This window comes from Bacillus sp. NMTD17, from assembly GCF_002998735.1.
Lineage (GTDB): Bacteria > Bacillota > Bacilli > Bacillales > Bacillaceae > Bacillus.
Map to the genome: position 1 here is coordinate 73,740 of NZ_PVRH01000003.1, position 19,341 is coordinate 93,080.

Consider the following 19,341-nt stretch of genomic DNA (forward strand, 5'->3'; position numbering starts at 1 on the left):
ACATTCATAGGAGTGTAGAAAAAGATGAAGCAGATAGAACATACAGAAGCGAGCGATCGACTGATCAGCTCGAAGAAAAATAGGCAAATGGATGAAGTAAGAGGAAGTATTTTGGTGAGATTCTGCGCATTCTTAATGATTGCTGTATCAATCGCCATTACCATCTTCCTTGGCATTAAGGGTTTACAATCTTTCATCGTAAATGGTGTAAGCCCAATTGAGTTCTTAACCAGTATCAATTGGAACCCAACAGCAGAAAACCCGCAGTACGGTGCATTTCCGTTTATCTTTGGATCAATCGCCGTCACGCTCCTATCGGCACTCATTGCAGCGCCGCTAGGCATCGCAGGCGCCATCTTTATGACAGAAATTGCACCTGCTTGGGGACGTAAAATCCTCCAGCCAGTCATTGAATTGCTTGTAGGGATTCCATCCGTTGTTTACGGATTCATAGGTCTTACAGTATTGGTGCCGTTTATCGGACATTTCAAGTCAAGCGGCTCAGGACATAGCGTGCTAGCAGGAACGATTGTCCTGTCTATTATGATCCTGCCAACCGTTACATCCATTGCGACTGATGCAATGGCTTCACTACCAAAAAGTTTACGTGAGGGATCGTATGCACTAGGCGCAACAAGATGGCAAACGATTAGACGTGTGCTTGTCCCGGCAGCTCTGCCAACATTAATGACAGCGGTCGTGCTCGGCATGGCTAGAGCATTTGGAGAAGCCCTTGCTGTACAGATGGTCATTGGAAACACGCGTAATTTACCAGAGAGCATTATGGATACAGCTGGTACATTAACAACCATTATTACGTTAAACATGGGTCACACAACGTATGGAAGTGTTGAGAACAATACACTTTGGTCAATGGGACTTGTCCTTCTAGTTGTATCATTTATGTTCATACTCATTATCAGATACTTGTCGTCTAGGAGGAAGATTTAATGAATAGCAAAATGACCGATCGTTTTGCCACATTTATATTTGGATTATGTGCTGCCATTATTACGGCGATTCTCGTTGGTTTGTTTTCTTATATCATTTTCAACGGTGCAAAAGAATTAAATTTCGACTTTTTGACAACCCGCTCAAGTGCGATTGGCTCTGGCGGCGGCATCAGGGATCAGCTGTTTAACTCGTTTTATATTTTGTTTATTACGATGCTGATCACAGTCCCGCTTGGCGTCGGCGGGGGAGTGTATATGGCAGAGTATGCACCTCAAAACAAAGTCACAGATTTTATTCGTACATGTATTGAAGTGCTGTCTTCACTTCCGTCTATCGTCATTGGGATGTTTGGTTTACTCATGTTTGTGAATTTAACAGGCTGGGGCTATACGATCATTGGAGGAGCTCTGGCGCTCACTGTGTTTAACCTGCCGGTGATGGTCAGGGTGACAGAAGATGCACTGCGCTCTGTACCGAAGGATCAAAAGGAAGCATCACTTGCGCTTGGTGTAACGAAGTGGCATACAGTCAAGACGGTTCTTATTCCAGGTGCGCTCCCGTCTATTATCACCGGTGCGATTTTAGCATCAGGAAGAGTCTTTGGTGAGGCGGCTGCCCTTCTTTTTACAGCAGGTCTCTCAACACCGCGCCTTGATTTCACAAACTGGAGTCCTTTTTCTGATACGTCACCGCTGAATGTTTTTAGACCGGCTGAAACATTAGCCGTTCATATATGGAACGTCAATACACAAGGAATCATTCCAGATGCAGAAGCCATTGCAAATGGTGCATCAGCCGTACTTGTGCTTTCAGTCTTATTGTTCAACTTAGCAGCTAGATGGCTTGGTTCATTTATTCATAAAAAGCTTACGTCAAAATAATGTGAGAGAGGTGTGAAGGGGATATGGTTCAAATGCTGGCAGAAAAAAAAGAGATTGCAGCGAAAAAGGCTCCACTTCAAGCGGAACAGATTTTACAGGTGCAGGATTTAAGCATTTATTATGGTGAAAAAAGAGCGGTCAATCACATTTCATTCGAGATCGAGAAGAATGCGATTACCGCATTAATCGGCCCATCTGGCTGCGGTAAGTCTACCTTTTTACGCAGCATTAACCGCATGAACGACTTAATTCCAGGTGCGAGAAGTGAAGGGGCGATCATGTACGAAGGGTTAAATATTTTGGATGACCGCATTAATGTGGTGAATTTAAGAAGAGAAATCGGCATGGTCTTCCAAAAGCCAAATCCATTTCCTAAATCGATCTACAATAACATCACCCATGCGTTAAAGTATGCCGGGGAAAAAAGAAAATCTGTGCTTGATGATGCGGTTGAGGAAAGCTTAACAAAGGCGGCGCTATGGGATGAGGTCAAAGATCGTTTGCACAGATCTGCTTTGTCATTGTCAGGCGGTCAGCAGCAGCGCCTTTGTATTGCACGTACACTTGCGATGAAACCTAGTGTTCTGTTATTAGATGAACCGGCTTCTGCCCTAGACCCCATCTCAAATGCGAAAATTGAAGAACTATTAGGGGAATTGAAAAATGATTATTCAATCGTCATTGTGACACACAACATGCAGCAAGCGCTCCGTGTATCAGATCGTACGGCCTTTTTCTTAAGCGGAGATCTAGTGGAATATGATGCCACAGAACGTATCTTTACACGTCCTGCGCAGCAAAAAACAGAAGACTATATCAATGGTCGATTTGGATAAGGCGGGTGGATTTTGATGAATGCAGTAGCAACTGAAACAGCAAAAAAAGAAGTGTTTCGTGTGAATGATATGAATCTTTGGTATGGACAGCATCATGCACTGAAGCATATTGACTTAGCTATAAGAGAGCATGAAGTCACAGCGATTATCGGCCCATCCGGCTGCGGAAAGTCAACGTTTATTAAAACGTTAAATCTTATGGTCAAAACAGTGCCAGGTGTGAAAATCACTGGGGATATGATGTATAAAGATGACAACATTTTAAAAGGCCGTGTCGATTTAGTGGAGCTGCGTAAAAATGTCGGGATGGTGTTTCAAAAAGGGAATCCATTCCCTCAGTCTATCTTTGATAATGTCGTATACGGACCAAGAATTCACGGAGTAAAGAGCAAGCAGCAATTGAAAGAAATCGCTGAAAAAGCGCTTCGAGATGTTGCCCTTTGGGATGAAGTGAAAGATCGATTAAGTGCTCCCGCTCTAGGCCTTTCTGGCGGTCAGCAGCAGCGTCTTTGTATCGCAAGAGCCATTGCCACAAGCCCAGACATCTTATTAATGGATGAACCAACATCAGCGCTTGATCCTGTCTCAACATTAAAGATTGAAGAATTGATTATGAAATTGAAAGAGAAATATACAATTGCCATTGTGACGCATAACATGCAGCAAGCGGCTAGGGTATCAGACCGAACGGCATTCTTCTTAATGGGGGAGCTTGTTGAGGTTAATGATACGAATGTGATGTTTTCTGAGCCAAACGATCAAAGAACGAATGATTATATATCTGGTCGATTTGGATAAGAAAAGCCCCCTGGAGGTCAGTGCCGCCAGGGGGCTTTTGTTGTTATTTTGTTAAGGCTTTGACAATCTGTTTGAACGTCATCCCTGTTTTTAAATTGAACTTGCCTGCACGAATTTCTTTATGGTAGCCGGCGTCAATTACGTAATCATTAAAATCTTTAGACGAGTTGATGATGCCGTCCTTTTCAAGCATGTCTGAAACATCACTTGTACTCATACCGTTTTTAATCACGAATTTGATCGATTTGCCTTTAGGCTTTTGTTTATCACTCTTAGAATCGCCGTCTTCATTTGCCTTCAGCGCTTTTTCTTTATAGTCAAGAAGCTGCTGGTACGTTTCACGGCTGACAGTGACTTCTTTTTTGGAGTCTAAATAGTTTTTCACGTCAGTGTCTGTTACTTTCTGTGCGAGGGTTTCTTTTGTTGTTGTATCAGCTGCTGCCTCGTCTTTCCCAGTGAGAAAAAAGACAATCGCAAGAACCCCAGTTGCAAGAATCATACCTGCTGCAAACGTTTGGATGCTTTTTTTCGTCATACAAGCACCCTCTCGTTGTCTTTAATGATCATGTTGACATCTTCTACAGATACATGCTCAGCGCGCGCAATGGCCTCAGGAGACATGCCATTTTGGTGCTTTGAAATGATCTGTCTTGCGATGGATGGATCAATTTCTGAATGCTTGCGAACGACGATGTTTGTTTCAAGTAATTCTTCTTCAAGCACTTTCATTTTCTTTTTCAGTTTATAGATTTCTTGCATTGCAGATAGTTGAAGTGTTTCAAGTTCCTGCTCGACTTCTTTAATCGGCTCTCTTTGAAAATATGAGAATGCGATCAGTACAATACTGACAACAAGCAATCCGATAATTGCAATTTCCATGTTTCATCACCTTTTATTCATATTTTTATGCTGAAAGCCATAAAAGGCTTTCAAGATTGTTTCAGACAGTTTTCGACCCTTCTTTTTTATACCATAAAAAAGCTAGTTTCAAAAGGAATTGCTGAAGAAAATCACCTTTTTTTCATCTTTTTTCTTTTTATATGTAAAACGGGTATGAAACCTTGCTTCGCTGTCAAAATAAATGAAAGAGGCGCGGAGAAGAGGGGTCTCATGTATACAGTACGACAAAGGATAAGGTTTTATAGGGGAGCAGACGATTTTTCATGACATAACCATGCGATATGTAAGTGAATGCACTCAAAATGAAATTGGTGAAAAAACATTCTAGCATTCCTAAGCTAGAAGTGGTATTATAGTTAGGTCTGAATGTGAATTGATTTTAGTTTGGAGGGAAAAATATGCGCGTAAATATTACTCTAGCTTGCACTGAATGCGGTGAGCGTAACTATATTACTAAAAAGAATAAGCGAAACAATCCAGATCGCGTTGAATTCAAAAAGTATTGCTCACGTGATAAAAAACAAACTTTACATCGTGAAACAAAGTAAGCAGCAGGGAATTTTCCTGCTGTTTTTTTATGATGGGAGATGATCTTTATGAAAAAGGAGCTTCGCCTTCAAACATTAGCCAAGCTGGATCAGATAAGCGCTGAAGAGTTTGAGCGCAGCACGGCTTTACTTCATGAGTACTTATTGCAGCTGCCAGCATGGAAACAGGCGAAAACGATCGCTTTGACAATGTCTAGAGGAAAAGAGATACCGACAATGCCTCTGATTGAAAAAGCGTGGGAAGAAGGAAAAACAGTATGTATCCCTACCTGTTTTCCGAAAACAAAAGAGATGATGTTTTATGAATATACACCGCAAACAAAGATGACATCCAGCTACTTTGGGCTATTGGAACCAGACCCTCAAGTATCAACAGCTGTACATAAAGAAACCATTGATTTAATCATTGTGCCTGGGGTATGCTTCGATCAAAAAGGCTACCGGATTGGATTTGGGGGCGGCTATTATGACCGCTACTTAGCTGACTATCACGGTGTAACCATTGCACTTTGTCTGTCTTTACAGCAAATCACACATGTGCCGTCTGAAGCACACGACATACCGGTGTCTATGATTGTCAGTGAAAAAGGTACGTTATATCAAAAGTAAAAGTCCGCTGATTGTCCAAAGAACGGGCTTTTTGTGTTGAGATCGTTTCATCAGAGTTGCAGGTACGGTAGGGTGAAACGCAATATGATTTCACATTGATTAAAAACCAGCATGTAATGGCATTTTGCTAGGAGGTCCGTTTTGAAAAAATTTCGTGGAAAGAAAAGATACTTCCGTAATATGTGGGAGGAAGTGAATAATGACGTTTCTTATGATCAATCAGAGTGTGAAGAGGTCTATTATATTCAATCAAAAGAACAAGGGATTAGATTGTGAAAGCCGGCTAATGAAAAGAACCATTGAAAGTGATAAAAATGATGGTTCATGCATAAACAAATCCTATTTAAGCCACGATACGAACATAGGAGGGAATATGATGAATAAAATGATTTGGAGCATTGTGTTCACATTGTTTGCATTCGTTCTCGTGCAAAATCGTTATCGGCTGATGAATTTGATCTTAGGTCAAAATCAAGTGCGTCACTTTTTTATTAAGTGGCTGATGAAAATCCCATATTTTCGGACGAAATTTATTCGCCAAGCATTCTAATCCCGCAGAAGCCGGGATTTTTTTGTTCAGAAATGCGGATCAGAACGATTCTTGTTATAATAATGTAAAAAATGGAGCGCGAATGAATGAATGTCATAGATAGTCTATTTTGGCGAGTTGTTGATGAATTAAGACAAAAAGGGTACGAGATGATTCAAAGTCCGTATCCAGAAGATGAAATATTTTTTGAAGCACCACGAAACTCAGGGTATGATCTCATCCGTCTATATAGAAAAGATGTGAATTTTAGACAGGAGATCGTTCGAGATATCGAAGAGCAGACGTATCGGATGAATCAGCTGAGAGAGGCGATGCGTAAACGGTCTCTTCATCTCTTGCAGCTCCAATTTACAGCTGACAATCCTGTAGATGATTGGGAAGACTTAAACGGTCAGCCGCAAAAAAAACAAAAGGTGACGGTTACACCTGTATTACTGAACGCAGACACTCTTCAGCACGACGTAAACGAGCTGCAAAAATGGCTGAACACCTCGCTGACAGTGGATGTAGAAGAGGCGAAGAGAGACACAGCTGAGGATGTCATGCGGCTTAAAGTGAACGTACTTCAGGCATTTGATGATCAGGAAAAGCAGCGTGAACGAGAACGGGCCGTTTTTCAAAATGGCAGACCGATTTTCACCTACTTGCTCATCGCTGTTCAAGTGGTGATGTTTCTTTTGCTTGAACTATCTGGCGGAAGTACCAATACGGCAACTTTAACAGCGTTTGGTGCTAAAAATAATGGGCTGATCTTAGATGGAGAATGGTGGCGCCTCATTACACCAATGTTTTTGCACATTGGCTTGACGCACTTACTCTTTAATACATTTGCTCTTTGGTCTGTCGGAGCGGCTGTTGAGAGAATTTATGGCTCAGGGAGATTTTTGCTCATCTATTTCATTTCCGGCATTTTTGGCTCCATTGCGAGCTTTGTCTTTAATACGGCCATCGCAGCCGGTGCATCAGGTGCGATCTTTGGCTGCTTAGGTGCGCTATTATATTTAGCAATTTCTAACCGCAAGCTATTCTTTCGAACGATGGGGACAAATATTATTGTGATCATCCTTATCAATTTAGGGATAGGCTTCACCGTATCAGGTATTGATAACGCAGGGCACCTTGGCGGTCTGGTTGGCGGTTTTTTAGCCGCTTTAGCTGTCCGGCTCCCTAAACAGGTGCAGCCTGTCAAAATGTTTGTTGCTAGTGTTGTTTTGCTGTTGATTGGCAGTTTTGGACTGTATACAGGGTTTCATTCAGACGATCAAAAGGAAGCGGCGGCAGTAAGTGAGGCAGCAAGTCTATTTGATGAGAAGAACTATAACGAAGCAAGTAAACGGTTAGAGGAACATGTACACCAAAAGGATGCATCAGCTGATGCTCTCCATATATATGCACTATCTGAAGCGCAGCTCGGCCACCTTGACAAAGCGATTGAATTTTTACAAAAGTCGCTTAAAAAAGATCCTGATGATCCAAATAAACTGTATCATTTATCGTTGTTGTACGTAGAAAAAGGAGAGACAGCGAAAGCGGAGGATCTAATCGAGAAAGGGTTAGACCAAGATCCAAAAAATGATCAATTTTTAAAACTGAAACAATATATTGAAAGCACGCAAACACATTGAATGACTTGACTGAAAGCGCATTTATGAATACGCTTATCCTATCTGTTGATGAGAAGAAATGGTGGAAATAATGAAAACGTTATATGATGTACAGCAGCTGCTCATGAGATTTGGAAATTATGTGTATTTCGGAGATCGTGAAGTGGAATTAGAATTTATGGCAGATGAACTGAAGGAAATGTATACATCGGGCATTATTGACCGGACCGAATGGTCAAACGCAATGACTATTCTTCAAATGGAACTAGCCAAATTAAATCGAAAAACAATGTGAAGGTGGAGGGCATATGATAGGGGATTGGTTTGTAGGAGTTGATCTTGGCGGTACGACAATTAAGCTTGCGTTCATTAATCTATATGGTGAAATTCAGCATAAGTGGGAGATTCCTACGGATAAATCAGGGCAGACGATCACAGTCGATATTGCCAAATCAATTGACCACAAACTGGTCGAAATCAGTATGCCAAAATCAGCGCTTATTGGGATTGGAATGGGTGCACCTGGGCCTGTAGATAAAGTATCTGGGATTGTCTATAAAACAACGAATCTCGGCTGGACAAACTATCCACTCAAAGATCACCTGGAGGCAGAGACAGGACTTCCATCTGTCATAGAAAATGATGCGAATATTGCTGCACTCGGTGAAATGTGGAAGGGGGCAGGAGATGGCGCAAAAAATATCCTGATGGTCACACTTGGCACGGGTGTTGGCGGCGGTATTATTGTAAATGGTGAAGTTGTTCAAGGTGAGACTGGGGCTGGCGGAGAAATTGGCCATATTTGTGCCGTTCCATTCCAAGGAGCACCGTGTAACTGCGGAAGAACAGGCTGTATTGAAACCATTGCTTCTGCGACTGGCATCGTTCGGCTTGCAAAGGATAAATTAGAAACGGAGCAGCATACATCTTCACTTGGCACGCTCACTTCGCTGTCTGCAAAGGATGTGTTTAGGGCCGCTGAAAGTGGAGATGATCTTGCCATACGTGTCGTAGAAGAAGTGACGACTCATCTTGGACTAGTCTTAGCGAATCTTGCCAGTGCGTTAAACCCAACAAAAATCGTCATTGGCGGCGGTGTTTCAAAAGCAGGGGAGCTTCTTCGCAGTAAAGTAGAGCGCGTTGTTAAACATCACGCATTTCCGCCTTGCGCTGATGATGTCGAAGTCGTGATTGCTTCACTCGGAAACGATGCAGGAGTCATCGGTGGTGCATGGATGGCAAAAAACAAATGGCTGTCATAAACAAAAAAGTCATCATGATGTCATTTTTATTAAAAAAAGCCATAGATGGGCATGAAATGAAATGTTTAGCATATTCATAAGTTTGTCATGAGGAAAAAGACATTGATTTTCCAGCACATACAGGATAAGATATAGTTTAGTTATTTTTGAAGAAGCACCAATAATTAGGGTATTCCCTAACTTGAGTGCATGCTTAGAGCATAAGGAGGTTACAATGCGAAAGAAAAGATTAAAGGCGATTTCATTTTTACTGATTGCGACATTGTTAATGTGGGTCAAAACCTATGTTATCTATAAATCTAGCTTTAATATTAAAATAGAAAATTTCATGCAGGAGTTTATCCTGTTTATTAATCCGCTTAGCTTTCTCTTGTTTATCTTCGGTATCGGTTTATTTATGAAAGAAAAAAATCGCAATCGATATATCATCGTGATGAGTTTTATCCTGACATTCATTTTGTTAGCTAACATTGTGTTTTATCGATTCTATAGTGACTTTCTAACCATCCCCGTCCTATTTCAAACAAACAATATGGGTGACCTCGGGTCAAGTATTACCTCTTTAATTGAACCAGTCGATTTTCTGATGTTCGTTGATATTATGATTTTAATGTGGCTCTATAAAAAGCAGCCTTCCTTTAGAACGGATGTCACCATTTCACGAAAAGAACGAGCAGCTTATTATTTATTTGTGGCAGCCACTTTCTTCTTTAACCTTGGTTTGGCTGAAACAGAAAGACCAGAACTGCTCACTCGCTCATTTGACCGTGAGATGCTGGTGAAAAATATTAGCTTATATAATTTCCATATTTATGATGGAGTGTTGCAATCGAAGCAGTCTGCTCAACGAGCCCTTGCCGACAGCAATAGCTTAACGGAAATTGAAAACTATGTAAGCGCAAATCAAACCGACCGTAATGAAAAAACGTTTGGTCAAGCGAAAGGGCGAAATGTCATTCTTGTCTCCCTAGAGTCTACTCAGAGCTTTGTGGTCAATGAAAAATTAAATGGGAAAGAAATTACCCCATTTTTAAACAAACTAATCAAGAAAAGCTACAACTTTACTAATTTCTATCATCAAACAGGTCAAGGGAAAACATCGGACTCAGAGTTTATTGTTGATAACTCTCTCTATCCACTTGGAAGAGGGGCTGTGTTCTTCACAAACCCAAGCAATGAGTATACAGCCACACCTGAGTTGTTAAAGGATGAGGGGTATCACTCTTCTGTTATTCATGCGAATAACAAAAGTTTCTGGAATCGTGACCTGATCTACGATAGCTTTGGCTACGATAAGTTTTTTGATATTAAATCATTTGATGTGAATGAAGAGAACTCAGTTGGCTGGGGCTTGAAAGATGGTCCGTTCTTTGAACAGTCAGCGGAATTGATGAAATCGATCCCGCAGCCTTTCTATACGAGATTGATTACATTAACGAATCACTTTCCATTTGATCTAGATGAAGAAGATAAGCTCATTGATGAATATGATTCTAAGAGCAAAACGTTAAACAAGTTCTTTCCTACAGTGCGTTATCAAGATGAGGCGCTGAAGATTTTCTTTGAAAAGATGAAGGAAACAGGTTTGTACGAAAATTCCATCTTTGTTTTATATGGGGATCACTATGGAATTTCAGAAAACCATAACGAAGCAATGGGACAATTTTTAAATAAAGAGATTACGCCATTTGAAGAAGTGCAGCTTCAAAAAGTCCCGTTTGTTGTACACATTCCAGGGATCACAGATCAACATCCAAAAGAAATTGATACGGTAGGCGGTCAAGTCGATATCCGTCCAACTATACTCAATCTTTTAGGAATTGATACAAGTAAACAGATTCAATTTGGTCATGATCTTTTATCAAAAGATAAGAATGACTTTACCGTGCTTCGTGATGGCAGCTTTATTACGAAGGACAGTGTTTTCACAGATGGAGTTTGCTACAATAAAGAAACGGGTGAGCCAAGAGATGATGAGACCGTTTGTCAGTCTTATGAAGAGAAGGCAAAGCAAGAGCTCCAATTCTCTGATCAAATCATCTACGGTGATCTCCTTAGATTTTATGACCGGAACAGCCCGGACCATTCTCCATCCAAAAAAGAAGATGAAACGAAGCTGAAAAAGGCGTCCTAACATATGAGAAAACCTCTGCTATTTTTAGATGCAGAGGTTTTCTTTTTTTGTCTGCCGGCTCATATAGTATGAGAGGAGGGATGTAAATGAAGACAACGTCGTTTGGGAAAATTGAATGGCAGCTGGATGAAGCGGGAAAGGATAATGTGGCAAAACAGTTAGGGATAGGGAATGCGGCTTTTCATTTATCCAATCAAACAAGCACTGATCACCTTCTTTTACCGGGATATAGACTTCCGGAAGGCATCCATTCATTTTCTTCCATAGGTGAGCTGCAGAAATTTATTGCGCCTTACAGGCTGCAGCAATCCGATGATTGGATCAATGGAACCTTTGAATATGATAGTGCTCAATTAGAAGAAGAGCTGAGCCGCTTGAAAGCCGCATTTCCTTTTCTTCAAATCAGCATAATAGGTCATTCAGTGCTTGATACACCTATTTATGAAATCCGAACAGAGCCTGTTCAGCATTTACATTCTATTCATTTGAATGCCTCTTTTCATGCAAATGAATGGATCACGACGTCTGTTTTAATAAAATGGCTGAAATCGCTGTGTTTAGCCGCATCTGACCCGGTGCAAGCAAGACATCATGAAGCCGTTCATATTCTGCGAACCACAGCTCTCTCCATCGTGCCAATGGTGAATCCAGATGGCGTAGACCTCGTTCGGAATGGACCTGAGTCGCTAGGTCTCAGCAGTGAAGAATTCACACCGCTACATGGTGGATATGCTGATTATCAGGAGTGGAAAGCAAATATTCGAGGGGTGGATTTGAACAATCAATTTCCAGCTTATTGGGAGGTCGAATACTACCGTCATGAGCCTAAGGCACCGTCCAATCGGGGGTTTCCAGGGCGCGAGCCGTTAACAGAACCAGAAGCGAAAGCGATGGCAAATCTAGCGTTACGAAAACGCTTTGACCGGCTGATCGCTCTCCATACACAAGGAGAAGAGATATACTGGGGTTTTCTTGGCCACGAACCTGCCATCTCAAAAGAAACGGTCAAACGATTCGAGCAAGTAAGCGGCTATAAACCGGTTCGATATCTTGACAGCTATGCAGGCTATCGCGATTGGTTTATTTATCAATTTCACAATGAGGGCTATACAGTCGAGCTTGGTCTAGGAAAAAATCCTCTTTCCATGAATCAATTTGACACCATCTATGAGAAAACAAAGCGGCTGTTATGGGAAGCATGTAAGTGTTAAAAAGCACCTGTCAGGTGCTTTTTACATTTGAACGTGAATCAATTTCTTATTGTCAATAAAAATAATGTTAGAGCAATTGACGAAGGCCGCCTTGTGAGCTATTGTGAAAAGTACGGATGTAAAAAAAAGGATATGTTTTAGGGAGATGTCGAACATTGAGTGCTCAAAGCCTGTGGAAAAGGAATTTCACTTACTTATTTATTTCTAAAATGTGCAAAATAACAGCTGATAGTTTATCTTTCAACACCATCTTGTGGCTTTTAGTACTAGGCGGGAAAGGGGCAATTGGAACAGCTTTTTTTATTGCGGTCAGCTTTGTTCCGCAAGCCATTGTTGGGCCGCTGATTACCCCAATGATGAAGCCGCATCAATTGAAATTTTGGATGTGTTTTGCTGATTTAACAAGAGGAGCGATAATCCTTGTGATCGTGGTCAGTTACTTTTATGATTTCACGCCATTAGCACTTGTGATTGGCTGTATGCTGCTTCATTCGGCGACTGGTGGCTCCTACGAACCGGCGTCCGTATCAATTATTCCAAAGCTTGTCCATGAGGACCTCATACAAAAAGCGAATGCAACTATCCAATCAGCAAGTCATGTGGTCAGGCTTGTGACGGTAACGATTTGTGGTGTCATGATTGCGTTTGTAGGGGTAGGGTATACAATGCTTGTGATCATTCCTCTTTATCTCTTCTCCGCTTTATTGGTATTAATGATTACATATGAAACAGAAGTCATCATCGATAAAGCCAAAAAAGGGTTATCATACGGCAAAAGATTAATTCGGGGATTTTCACTTGTTAAAAGGCATCATATTTTGTTTCCATTGGCGATTTTTTGTGTCTGTTCAAACTTCGCTGCAGCACCATGGGAAGCATTGTCTGTTATTTATTTAACAGAGGATTTACATAGTGGACCAGTTATCTATTCATTTATTAAAGTCACAACGGCACTAGGTGCCTTCTTGATGGGGTTTGTTTTGACAAAGGTAAAAGTGAACCGGTATGGGCTGCTGTTTATAGGTGCCGGGATCGTTGATGGAATCTCGTTCTTCATCACAGGCATGAACGCATTTTTACCACTTGTGTTTATATCAGCCTTTGCTTTAGGGGCTGCCATCAGTGCAGTCAACGTGCCTGAACATACAATGATTCAATTGTCAGTAAAAGCAGAGGATCAGCCGCAAGTGTATGCGATTATCAACATGATCTCCTTCTTCATGATTCCGTTAGGCGCTCTCATTGGCGGCTATATGGCGACACTATTTGGGTCTGGGTATGTCATTGCGGCTGGCGGCATCATTGAAGCTGTGTCAGGGATATGCCTGCTTCTATTCACAAAGATTGGGAAGGTAGAGAGGGCGGATTTGACGATAGAACGAGACAAACCTTCTTTAAATGCAACGTGAGCATGGCATGATTGATTGTGAATAGGTTACAATGAGGACGAGAAAACATGAGGATTCAATGGAAAGGGGCAAGAAACATGGCCATAGCAGATGTGACCATCATTCCAATAGGTACTGAAACACCAAGTGTCAGTGCTTATGTAGCAGATGTACAAAGAATTTTAGAAGGCTTTCAAAAAGGAGGGAAAATTAATTATCAATTAACACCAATGAATACGTTAATTGAAGGTGAATTATCTGTTTTATTTGAAGTCATTCAGCGCATTCATGAAGCACCTTTTGAAAAGGGATTGCACCGCGTAGCGACCAATATCCGCATTGATGACAGGCGGGATCAAACCACAACGCTTACAAGTAAAATAGAAAGCGTGAATAAGCACTTGAATCAATAAAAAAAGCCTGCTATTTGCAGGCTTTTAATGTGCGGTTGGATAACCGCTATAGATGATGGTCATGACAGTAAACCATCCAAAAACCAAAAATGTCGCGCCAGCAAAAGCGATGGCAAGTACGTTCACTTTTTTAAGTGAGCGATAGATCCCGAGTGCAGCTAAAATCGTGACTAGACCAAAAATAATGACGAGCATCATGTGAAAGTCCCCCTTTGTCATCAATCCCCTTGATTTCCTTTCTTTTCATTTTAACCGTTTTCATAAAGCTTGTCGAGTAGATTCCAGTTGACGATTGTTTGAATTTTTATTGTGTAGCCTTCATAATAAAAAAGAATGAATAAAGTAGGTGATGAAAATGAATTGGAGAAGAATGCCACTAGGCTATGTACAAGCAAATGCGTATATTTGGAAAAATGAGCACGGAGAATGCTTAATCTTTGATCCAGGCGGTGAAGCACAAAAGCTGATTTCCTATATAAAAGAAAAACAGCTCACACCGCTTGCTGTCTTACTGACACATGCTCATTTTGATCATATCGGTGCGGCAGATGAGGTGCGTGCAGAGTGGGGAGTGCCACTCTATGTACACGAGAATGAAAAGGAATGGCTGACGAACGCTGAATTAAACGGTTCAGCTCGATTGATTGGGAATGGAATTACGGTCAAAGAAGCAGAAAAATTAATTACGTCAGAAGGAACTCTTCAAATTGGATCGTTTACATTAGAGATGTTCCATACACCTGGGCATTCACCAGGCAGTGTGTCTTACTATTCGGCGGAAGAAGGATTTGTGATTTCTGGTGACACGTTATTCGAAGGTGGCATCGGGAGAACAGATTTAGTAGGGGGCAGTCAAGAAGTGCTGCTTCAATCGATTCATAACAAATTGTTGTCATTACCAGAATCAACTCTTGTTTTAAGTGGACATGGCGGTGAAACCACTGTACTCACAGAGCAGGAGCAAAATCCGTTTATCAATGGTTTTTCTCTTTAAACACAGGTATGAAAAAAGCATCTCTTTTTAAAGAGACGCTTTTTTCAATTAATGTCCGGTACCGGGAACCATGATGAAGATCGAATAATATGTAAATCCGGCAAAGAAAATCGTCAAGTACGCTCCGAAAATGTAAATATACATTCTTTCGGATAAATTCAAGTAGGATAAAAATACAAAAAGAACGGTTTGACCGAAGAACAGCAACGATGCATCTTTCATATGCCCTAAATAGAACATGACAGCAAAAATACCCGTCCAAAAGCCAAGCACGCGGAACATGCGATTCATTTCTTTCCCTCCCCTTAAAAAAACCCCTTTGATTCATATTATAGCTGATCACCACTTGTTATGTAAACATTTACATTTTTGACAACGTGTGAACATTTATTTTACAAGTAGAAAAAATTTTTTTGAAAAAGTGATCAAAACGTGTTTATGCCGAAATACATGAGGGTACTTACTCCATAAGAGAAAAGGTTAACGACCTAAGGAGGAAGACTAATGAGTGACATTACTTTTTATTCATACCCGAGCTGCACGTCTTGCCGCAAAACAAAACATTGGCTAAAGGCGAATCAAATTGATTTTAAAGAGCGTCACCTTTTCAGAGAAACGCCAACCCTAGATGAATTAAAAAAGATTCTTTCCTTAACAACAGAAGGAATGGATGAAATTTTAGCCACACGAAGCCAGGCTTTTAAAAGCTTAAATTTAAATATTAATGATTTAAAAGTAAACGAGGTTCTTCAGCTTCTCATTGAAAAACCAAAACTGCTCCGGAGGCCAATTATCATTGATGGAAATAAATTAGTAGTAGGCTATAATCCCGGAGAACTCATGAAAATATCAAAAAAGAAAGCGATTCATCAATCAGTTTCCTAATAAAAACGAAGATCAGCTGAAACATTCTTCAGCCGTCTTCGTTTTTGTGCTGAACTGGGCTAGCTGGGTTCGAACCAACGATCACGGAGTCAAAGTCCATTGCCTTACCACTTGGCTATAGCCCAATATCAAACGTGTAATGATATTGTTCACCATCTGCGGTCATTTATACATAAAAGTTGTATGTCACTAGTTTTAAGTGAAAAAGGAGCGGAAGAAGTAAATGAAAAATGAAAAATCTAAGCAATTATATGAATTTATCCTAAAAGAAGCCCCTGTCATGACCGAAGAATGGCTGAAAACAAGAACAGAAGAAGGCTCATTATATTCCAAACATGCTTCAGAGGAAACGGAAATGAAGCTGAAGGAACAGAACACAGCGTTTATTCAAACCATTGCAGCAACGCTTGTGACGCTGTCAGACAAAGTAGAAAATCATTTAAAAAAATGGTCTGTTGATATTGCACGTGATCGAGCCGTTCACGAGGTGCCTTTATATGAAATCATTGGACAATTTAAGATATTCCGTCAGATTTTCTGTTCGAGAATCGAGAAATTCATACTAGAAACCGAGCTTGAAGTGACGCTCCAAGATGTGTGCGGGTGGAATCAGCATTTTCATTCCACGTTTGATAATATGATCGAGCGTTTATCAGAAGAATACGACCGTGTGACACTGAGTCAGCTAAATGCACAAAGAGAGATGATTCAGGAACTGAGTGCTCCTGTTATTCCAGTTTCAAAGGAAATTGGGATTTTGCCGCTCATCGGAGAGATTGATACGTATCGGGCCAAAATTATTCTAGAATCCGTACTAGAACAGGCTTCAAGACTGCGTCTAACGCATTTGTTTATTGATATATCAGGCGTACCGGTCGTTGATACGATGGTTGCTTATCAGCTCTTTAAAGTGGTGGATAGTGCGAAGCTTCTAGGAATCGAGACGATTATTTCAGGCATCCGCCCAGAAATTGCTCAAACCGTCGTGAAATTGGGCATTGATTTCTCAAAAGTAAATACTGAACACAGCCTTGCAAAAGCTTTAGAAAAAAGAGGATTTCGTATTTTTGAAGAACAGCCGCAAGAAGCCACATGACCAAAAAACCTGCACTTGTAAAAGTCAGGTTTTTTTATATGCTCTTTTTTAAAAAACCACGTTTTCCATCGCAAGCTGATGATTTTTTCGCATGCTTAGTCGTTAAAATGATAAAATGCTCTTTTGTCAGACAGGTTCCTCCAACTTACAATATGGTCAGAGAAGGGAGTGAACCATTTGTATGGTATTGAATATTTGGGACAAGAGCTGCTAGAAGAAGCATGCCGCATGAGAGCATCTGATGTGCATATTGTTCCAAAAGAAAAGGAAGCGTCGGTATCTTTCCGCGTAGACTCAGATTTAATTCAGCAGCGAACCATTGATAAAAAAAGCGGCGAGCGGCTCATTGCTCATTTTAAATTTTTATCATCCATGGATATCGGGGAAAAAAGGAGGCCGCAAAATGGGTCACTAGCTGTGATGCTAAGAAGCGGCCAGGTGTTTATTCGGATGTCTACCTTACCAACTGTAAATGATGAGAGTTTAGTGATTAGAATATTGCCGCAGGATCATGTTCCAAAAATAAAACATCTGTCACTATTTCCGAAAGCCTCCATCAGATTATTATCATTTTTGAATCATTCGCATGGGCTGATTTTATTTACCGGTCCAACAAATTCAGGGAAAACAACAACCCTTTATTCATTAATCCAGTTTGCAAAAAAGAATTTCAACCGAAATATTATTACACTTGAAGATCCTGTGGAAACAAGAAATGAAGAAGTGTTACAGGTTCAAGTGAATGAAAAAGCCGGCATCACATATGCCGCAGGATTACGTGCTATTTTAAGACATGATCCAGATCTGATTGTGCTAGGAGAAATAAGAGATGCCGAAACGGCCCGAACGGCAATTAGAGCAGCACTGACAGGCCATTTAGTGATGAGTACGCTTCATGCGAAAAATGCAAAAGGAGCCCTTTATCGTATGCTTGAATTTGGTGTCACGATGAATGAACTCGAACAAACGATGGTTGCGATTGCTGCGCAGCGATTAATCGAGCTTACCTGTCCTTTTTGCGGAGAAACATGTCAGCTTTACTGTAAATTAAATCGATCGGTCAGACGAACAAATGTATTTGAACTGCTGTTCGGAAAGGAGCTAGGTGAGTGTATCAAGGAGGCTAAAGGAGAATATGCTCACTCGTCATATGAAACACTGCAAAGATTAATTCGGAAAGGAGTGGCACTAGGCTATTTATCGAAAAACACCTATCATCGCTGGGTTTATGAAGAAGCAAGCCTCTAAAGCATGGTCTAAAAAGGACCAAGCGGAATGTCTATCAAAACTTGCTCAATTGATTCAGGCTGGATATACAGTGATTGAGGCATTAACGATGGTGAATATCCAGTTGTCGAATGAGCAGCAGCAACAATTAACACCGGGCATTCAGTGGCTGCTCGAAGGGGAGCCTTTTTATGTGGTGCTGGAGAGACTCCAATTTCAGCGGGAAGTCATTGCCATATTAAGTTTCTCCGAAAAGCATGGCAGTCTAGCACAAGCACTTGAACAAAGCGCGCGGTTTTTAGAGAAAAAAATCAAACAGGTAGACACGTTTAAACGCATGTTACGTTACCCGATCTTCCTCATCTTTACGGTTTTGGTCGTGCTCATACTCGTTCAGCAAATGATCATTCCTCAATTTTCTCTCTTGTACTCCTCGATGGATACCCGAATGTCATGGCTGATTCAAGGTATGTTTGGACTTTTTCAATTGCTGCATGTTTCTCTCCTCCTCATCGGCTGTGTGTGTATCTGTTTGACCGGATACTATGCTGTCTTTTTTAGGAAAAAGTCCACCCTTGAGAAGCTGAGGGTGATAAGCAGGTTTCCTTTTTTATATAAAGGAATGCGGCTGATGCATACGTACCTTTTCTCTCTTCAGTTAAGCGGACTGCTTCAAGCTGGATTATCGATGTACGAGAGCTTGCAAGCTTTTAAACAGCAAAGCTACTTACCCTTTCTTCAAGAAATATCAGAACAGATGATTGAAGAGCTAAGAAAAGGAGAAAGCATGGCACATCAAGTAAGTTCGTCTCCTTTTTTCGAGAAACATTTTGCAGCCGTCATCGAGCATGGTGAAGCGAGCGGGATGCTTGCAAGAGAAATGTACACGTACAGCCAATTTCTATTAGAGAATGCAGAGCTGAAAATTGAAAAATGGATTTCGTGGCTGCAGCCGGTTATCTATGGTGTGACAGCACTTCTTATACTCATTGTGTATCTATCTATTCTTTTACCAATGTATCAACTCATGGAGCAAGTGTAAGAAGGAGGA

The 19,341-nt window shown here is 40.9% G+C and carries 24 protein-coding genes and 1 tRNA gene; 20 read left to right on the forward strand and 5 right to left on the reverse strand.

The genetic code is table 11. The features are described 5' to 3' along the window. Window positions 1–24 precede the first annotated feature (24 nt). The 4 genes from pstC to pstB (C6347_RS09920) are packed head-to-tail and all read left to right on the forward strand — an operon-like array spanning window position 25 to window position 3,469. Window positions 25–951: a phosphate ABC transporter permease subunit PstC gene (gene pstC, locus C6347_RS09905; protein ID WP_060596681.1), complete on the forward strand. Its 927-nt coding sequence runs from the start codon at window positions 25–27 to the stop codon at window positions 949–951. Next, window positions 951–1,835 (forward strand): phosphate ABC transporter permease PstA, encoded by an 885-nt coding sequence (gene pstA, locus C6347_RS09910; RefSeq protein WP_003217489.1) that lies wholly within the window; start codon window positions 951–953, stop codon window positions 1,833–1,835. The genes pstC and pstA overlap by 1 nt, the downstream gene beginning before the upstream one ends. A gap of 23 nt (window positions 1,836–1,858) precedes the next feature. Next, window positions 1,859–2,671, forward strand: coding sequence for a phosphate ABC transporter ATP-binding protein PstB (pstB, locus tag C6347_RS09915; RefSeq protein ID WP_106071623.1), 813 nt, complete (start codon window positions 1,859–1,861; stop codon window positions 2,669–2,671). Between the two features lie 15 nt (window positions 2,672–2,686). Beyond that, window positions 2,687–3,469, forward strand: coding sequence for a phosphate ABC transporter ATP-binding protein PstB (gene pstB, locus C6347_RS09920; protein WP_034661307.1), 783 nt, complete (start codon window positions 2,687–2,689; stop codon window positions 3,467–3,469). A 43-nt stretch (window positions 3,470–3,512) separates the two neighbouring features. On the opposite strand, the gene C6347_RS09925 is transcribed toward pstB (C6347_RS09920), so the two are convergent. Both C6347_RS09925 and C6347_RS09930 read right to left on the reverse strand, forming a co-directional pair. Beyond that, complete coding sequence (locus tag C6347_RS09925; RefSeq protein WP_034661306.1) at window positions 3,513–4,004, reverse strand: endolytic transglycosylase MltG; 492 nt, start codon at window positions 4,002–4,004, stop codon at window positions 3,513–3,515. Then, window positions 4,001–4,348, reverse strand: a complete 348-nt coding sequence (locus C6347_RS09930; protein WP_003217285.1) for a hypothetical protein — start codon at window positions 4,346–4,348, stop codon at window positions 4,001–4,003. Before C6347_RS09930 ends, C6347_RS09925 begins: the two co-directional genes overlap by 4 nt. A 419-nt stretch (window positions 4,349–4,767) precedes the next feature. On the opposite strand from C6347_RS09930, the gene rpmG reads away from it, so the two are divergent. The 11 genes from rpmG (at window position 4,768) to C6347_RS09980 (ending at window position 14,088) form a co-directional block, all read left to right on the forward strand. Next, complete coding sequence (rpmG, locus tag C6347_RS09940; protein ID WP_008360061.1) at window positions 4,768–4,917, forward strand: 50S ribosomal protein L33; 150 nt, start codon at window positions 4,768–4,770, stop codon at window positions 4,915–4,917. Window positions 4,918–4,965: 48 nt separating this feature from the next. Continuing rightward, the gene (locus C6347_RS09945) at window positions 4,966–5,526 is read left to right on the forward strand and encodes a 5-formyltetrahydrofolate cyclo-ligase (protein ID WP_106071624.1); all 561 of its coding nucleotides are present in this window, start codon (window positions 4,966–4,968) and stop codon (window positions 5,524–5,526) included. Between the two features lie 141 nt (window positions 5,527–5,667). Next, entirely contained in the window at window positions 5,668–5,802 is a 135-nt protein-coding gene (locus tag C6347_RS19440) for a hypothetical protein (protein ID WP_258182066.1), read from the forward strand. Between the two features lie 100 nt (window positions 5,803–5,902). Continuing rightward, window positions 5,903–6,076 (forward strand): hypothetical protein, encoded by a 174-nt coding sequence (locus tag C6347_RS19245; RefSeq protein WP_017367602.1) that lies wholly within the window; start codon window positions 5,903–5,905, stop codon window positions 6,074–6,076. Between the two features lie 86 nt (window positions 6,077–6,162). Then, a complete protein-coding gene (locus tag C6347_RS09950; RefSeq protein ID WP_106071625.1) occupies window positions 6,163–7,701 on the forward strand; it encodes a rhomboid family protein in 1,539 nt (512 codons plus the stop codon). Window positions 7,702–7,771: 70 nt separating this feature from the next. After that, a complete protein-coding gene (locus tag C6347_RS09955; RefSeq protein ID WP_008342322.1) occupies window positions 7,772–7,975 on the forward strand; it encodes a YqgQ family protein in 204 nt (67 codons plus the stop codon). A gap of 13 nt (window positions 7,976–7,988) precedes the next feature. Further along, entirely contained in the window at window positions 7,989–8,942 is a 954-nt protein-coding gene (locus tag C6347_RS09960) for an ROK family glucokinase (RefSeq protein WP_106030992.1), read from the forward strand. Window positions 8,943–9,156: 214 nt separating this feature from the next. Beyond that, the gene (locus tag C6347_RS09965; protein WP_106036863.1) at window positions 9,157–11,076 is read left to right on the forward strand and encodes an LTA synthase family protein; all 1,920 of its coding nucleotides are present in this window, start codon (window positions 9,157–9,159) and stop codon (window positions 11,074–11,076) included. 86 nt (window positions 11,077–11,162) lie between these two features. Beyond that, window positions 11,163–12,287, forward strand: coding sequence for a M14 family metallopeptidase (locus C6347_RS09970; protein ID WP_106036862.1), 1,125 nt, complete (start codon window positions 11,163–11,165; stop codon window positions 12,285–12,287). Between the two features lie 155 nt (window positions 12,288–12,442). Next, window positions 12,443–13,696, forward strand: a complete 1,254-nt coding sequence (locus tag C6347_RS09975; protein WP_060596687.1) for an MFS transporter — start codon at window positions 12,443–12,445, stop codon at window positions 13,694–13,696. A gap of 77 nt (window positions 13,697–13,773) precedes the next feature. Beyond that, the gene (locus C6347_RS09980; protein ID WP_106071687.1) at window positions 13,774–14,088 is read left to right on the forward strand and encodes an MTH1187 family thiamine-binding protein; all 315 of its coding nucleotides are present in this window, start codon (window positions 13,774–13,776) and stop codon (window positions 14,086–14,088) included. 24 nt (window positions 14,089–14,112) lie between these two features. Here the strand turns inward: C6347_RS09980 and C6347_RS09985 are convergent, their stop codons facing one another. Further along, window positions 14,113–14,286 carry a DUF2759 domain-containing protein gene (locus C6347_RS09985; protein WP_003217333.1) on the reverse strand — a complete coding sequence of 58 codons (174 nt, stop codon included), beginning with the start codon at window positions 14,284–14,286 and terminating at the stop codon, window positions 14,113–14,115. A 157-nt stretch (window positions 14,287–14,443) separates the two neighbouring features. Here C6347_RS09985 and C6347_RS09990 point away from each other — a divergent pair, with 157 nt between their 5' ends. Continuing rightward, window positions 14,444–15,082, forward strand: a complete 639-nt coding sequence (locus tag C6347_RS09990; protein WP_060596838.1) for an MBL fold metallo-hydrolase — start codon at window positions 14,444–14,446, stop codon at window positions 15,080–15,082. A gap of 48 nt (window positions 15,083–15,130) precedes the next feature. Here C6347_RS09990 and C6347_RS09995 read toward each other — a convergent pair whose 3' ends face one another. Next, window positions 15,131–15,373, reverse strand: a complete 243-nt coding sequence (locus C6347_RS09995; protein ID WP_003217440.1) for a DUF2626 domain-containing protein — start codon at window positions 15,371–15,373, stop codon at window positions 15,131–15,133. Between the two features lie 213 nt (window positions 15,374–15,586). On the opposite strand from C6347_RS09995, the gene C6347_RS10000 reads away from it, so the two are divergent. Continuing rightward, on the forward strand, window positions 15,587–15,967 hold the full coding sequence (locus tag C6347_RS10000; RefSeq protein ID WP_007501232.1) for a Spx/MgsR family RNA polymerase-binding regulatory protein: 381 nt from the start codon (window positions 15,587–15,589) through the stop codon (window positions 15,965–15,967). Between the two features lie 54 nt (window positions 15,968–16,021). On the opposite strand, the gene C6347_RS10005 is transcribed toward C6347_RS10000, so the two are convergent. Next, a tRNA-Gln gene (locus C6347_RS10005) sits at window positions 16,022–16,092 on the reverse strand. A 98-nt stretch (window positions 16,093–16,190) separates the two neighbouring features. On the opposite strand from C6347_RS10005, the gene C6347_RS10010 reads away from it, so the two are divergent. The 3 genes from C6347_RS10010 to comGB all read left to right on the forward strand — a co-directional run bounded on the left by C6347_RS10010 (window position 16,191) and on the right by comGB (window position 19,332). Further along, window positions 16,191–17,063 (forward strand): STAS domain-containing protein, encoded by an 873-nt coding sequence (locus C6347_RS10010; RefSeq protein WP_034661297.1) that lies wholly within the window; start codon window positions 16,191–16,193, stop codon window positions 17,061–17,063. Between the two features lie 177 nt (window positions 17,064–17,240). Further along, complete coding sequence (gene comGA / locus C6347_RS10020; RefSeq protein WP_060596836.1) at window positions 17,241–18,311, forward strand: competence type IV pilus ATPase ComGA; 1,071 nt, start codon at window positions 17,241–17,243, stop codon at window positions 18,309–18,311. Beyond that, window positions 18,292–19,332, forward strand: a complete 1,041-nt coding sequence (gene comGB, locus C6347_RS10025) for a competence type IV pilus assembly protein ComGB (RefSeq protein ID WP_106071626.1) — start codon at window positions 18,292–18,294, stop codon at window positions 19,330–19,332. Before comGA ends, comGB begins: the two co-directional genes overlap by 20 nt. Window positions 19,333–19,341 lie beyond the last annotated feature (9 nt).

What these genes read in the sequence shown, in the direction of transcription:
- pstC (WP_060596681.1), top strand. Translation starts at nt 25, where the DNA reads ATGAAGCAGATAGAACATACAGAAGCGAGCGATCGACTGATCAGCTCG.
- pstA (WP_003217489.1), top strand. Translation starts at nt 951, where the DNA reads ATGAATAGCAAAATGACCGATCGTTTTGCCACATTTATATTTGGATTA.
- pstB (WP_106071623.1), top strand. Translation starts at nt 1,859, where the DNA reads ATGGTTCAAATGCTGGCAGAAAAAAAAGAGATTGCAGCGAAAAAGGCT.
- pstB (WP_034661307.1), top strand. Translation starts at nt 2,687, where the DNA reads ATGAATGCAGTAGCAACTGAAACAGCAAAAAAAGAAGTGTTTCGTGTG.
- C6347_RS09925 (WP_034661306.1), bottom strand. Translation starts at nt 4,004, where the DNA reads ATGACGAAAAAAAGCATCCAAACGTTTGCAGCAGGTATGATTCTTGCA.
- C6347_RS09930 (WP_003217285.1), bottom strand. Translation starts at nt 4,348, where the DNA reads ATGGAAATTGCAATTATCGGATTGCTTGTTGTCAGTATTGTACTGATC.
- rpmG (WP_008360061.1), top strand. Translation starts at nt 4,768, where the DNA reads ATGCGCGTAAATATTACTCTAGCTTGCACTGAATGCGGTGAGCGTAAC.
- C6347_RS09945 (WP_106071624.1), top strand. Translation starts at nt 4,966, where the DNA reads ATGAAAAAGGAGCTTCGCCTTCAAACATTAGCCAAGCTGGATCAGATA.
- C6347_RS19245 (WP_017367602.1), top strand. Translation starts at nt 5,903, where the DNA reads ATGAATAAAATGATTTGGAGCATTGTGTTCACATTGTTTGCATTCGTT.
- C6347_RS09950 (WP_106071625.1), top strand. Translation starts at nt 6,163, where the DNA reads ATGAATGTCATAGATAGTCTATTTTGGCGAGTTGTTGATGAATTAAGA.
- C6347_RS09955 (WP_008342322.1), top strand. Translation starts at nt 7,772, where the DNA reads ATGAAAACGTTATATGATGTACAGCAGCTGCTCATGAGATTTGGAAAT.
- C6347_RS09960 (WP_106030992.1), top strand. Translation starts at nt 7,989, where the DNA reads ATGATAGGGGATTGGTTTGTAGGAGTTGATCTTGGCGGTACGACAATT.
- C6347_RS09965 (WP_106036863.1), top strand. Translation starts at nt 9,157, where the DNA reads ATGCGAAAGAAAAGATTAAAGGCGATTTCATTTTTACTGATTGCGACA.
- C6347_RS09970 (WP_106036862.1), top strand. Translation starts at nt 11,163, where the DNA reads ATGAAGACAACGTCGTTTGGGAAAATTGAATGGCAGCTGGATGAAGCG.
- C6347_RS09980 (WP_106071687.1), top strand. Translation starts at nt 13,774, where the DNA reads ATGGCCATAGCAGATGTGACCATCATTCCAATAGGTACTGAAACACCA.
- C6347_RS09985 (WP_003217333.1), bottom strand. Translation starts at nt 14,286, where the DNA reads ATGATGCTCGTCATTATTTTTGGTCTAGTCACGATTTTAGCTGCACTC.
- C6347_RS09990 (WP_060596838.1), top strand. Translation starts at nt 14,444, where the DNA reads ATGAATTGGAGAAGAATGCCACTAGGCTATGTACAAGCAAATGCGTAT.
- C6347_RS09995 (WP_003217440.1), bottom strand. Translation starts at nt 15,373, where the DNA reads ATGAATCGCATGTTCCGCGTGCTTGGCTTTTGGACGGGTATTTTTGCT.
- C6347_RS10000 (WP_007501232.1), top strand. Translation starts at nt 15,587, where the DNA reads ATGAGTGACATTACTTTTTATTCATACCCGAGCTGCACGTCTTGCCGC.
- C6347_RS10010 (WP_034661297.1), top strand. Translation starts at nt 16,191, where the DNA reads ATGAAAAATGAAAAATCTAAGCAATTATATGAATTTATCCTAAAAGAA.
- comGB (WP_106071626.1), top strand. Translation starts at nt 18,292, where the DNA reads ATGAAGAAGCAAGCCTCTAAAGCATGGTCTAAAAAGGACCAAGCGGAA.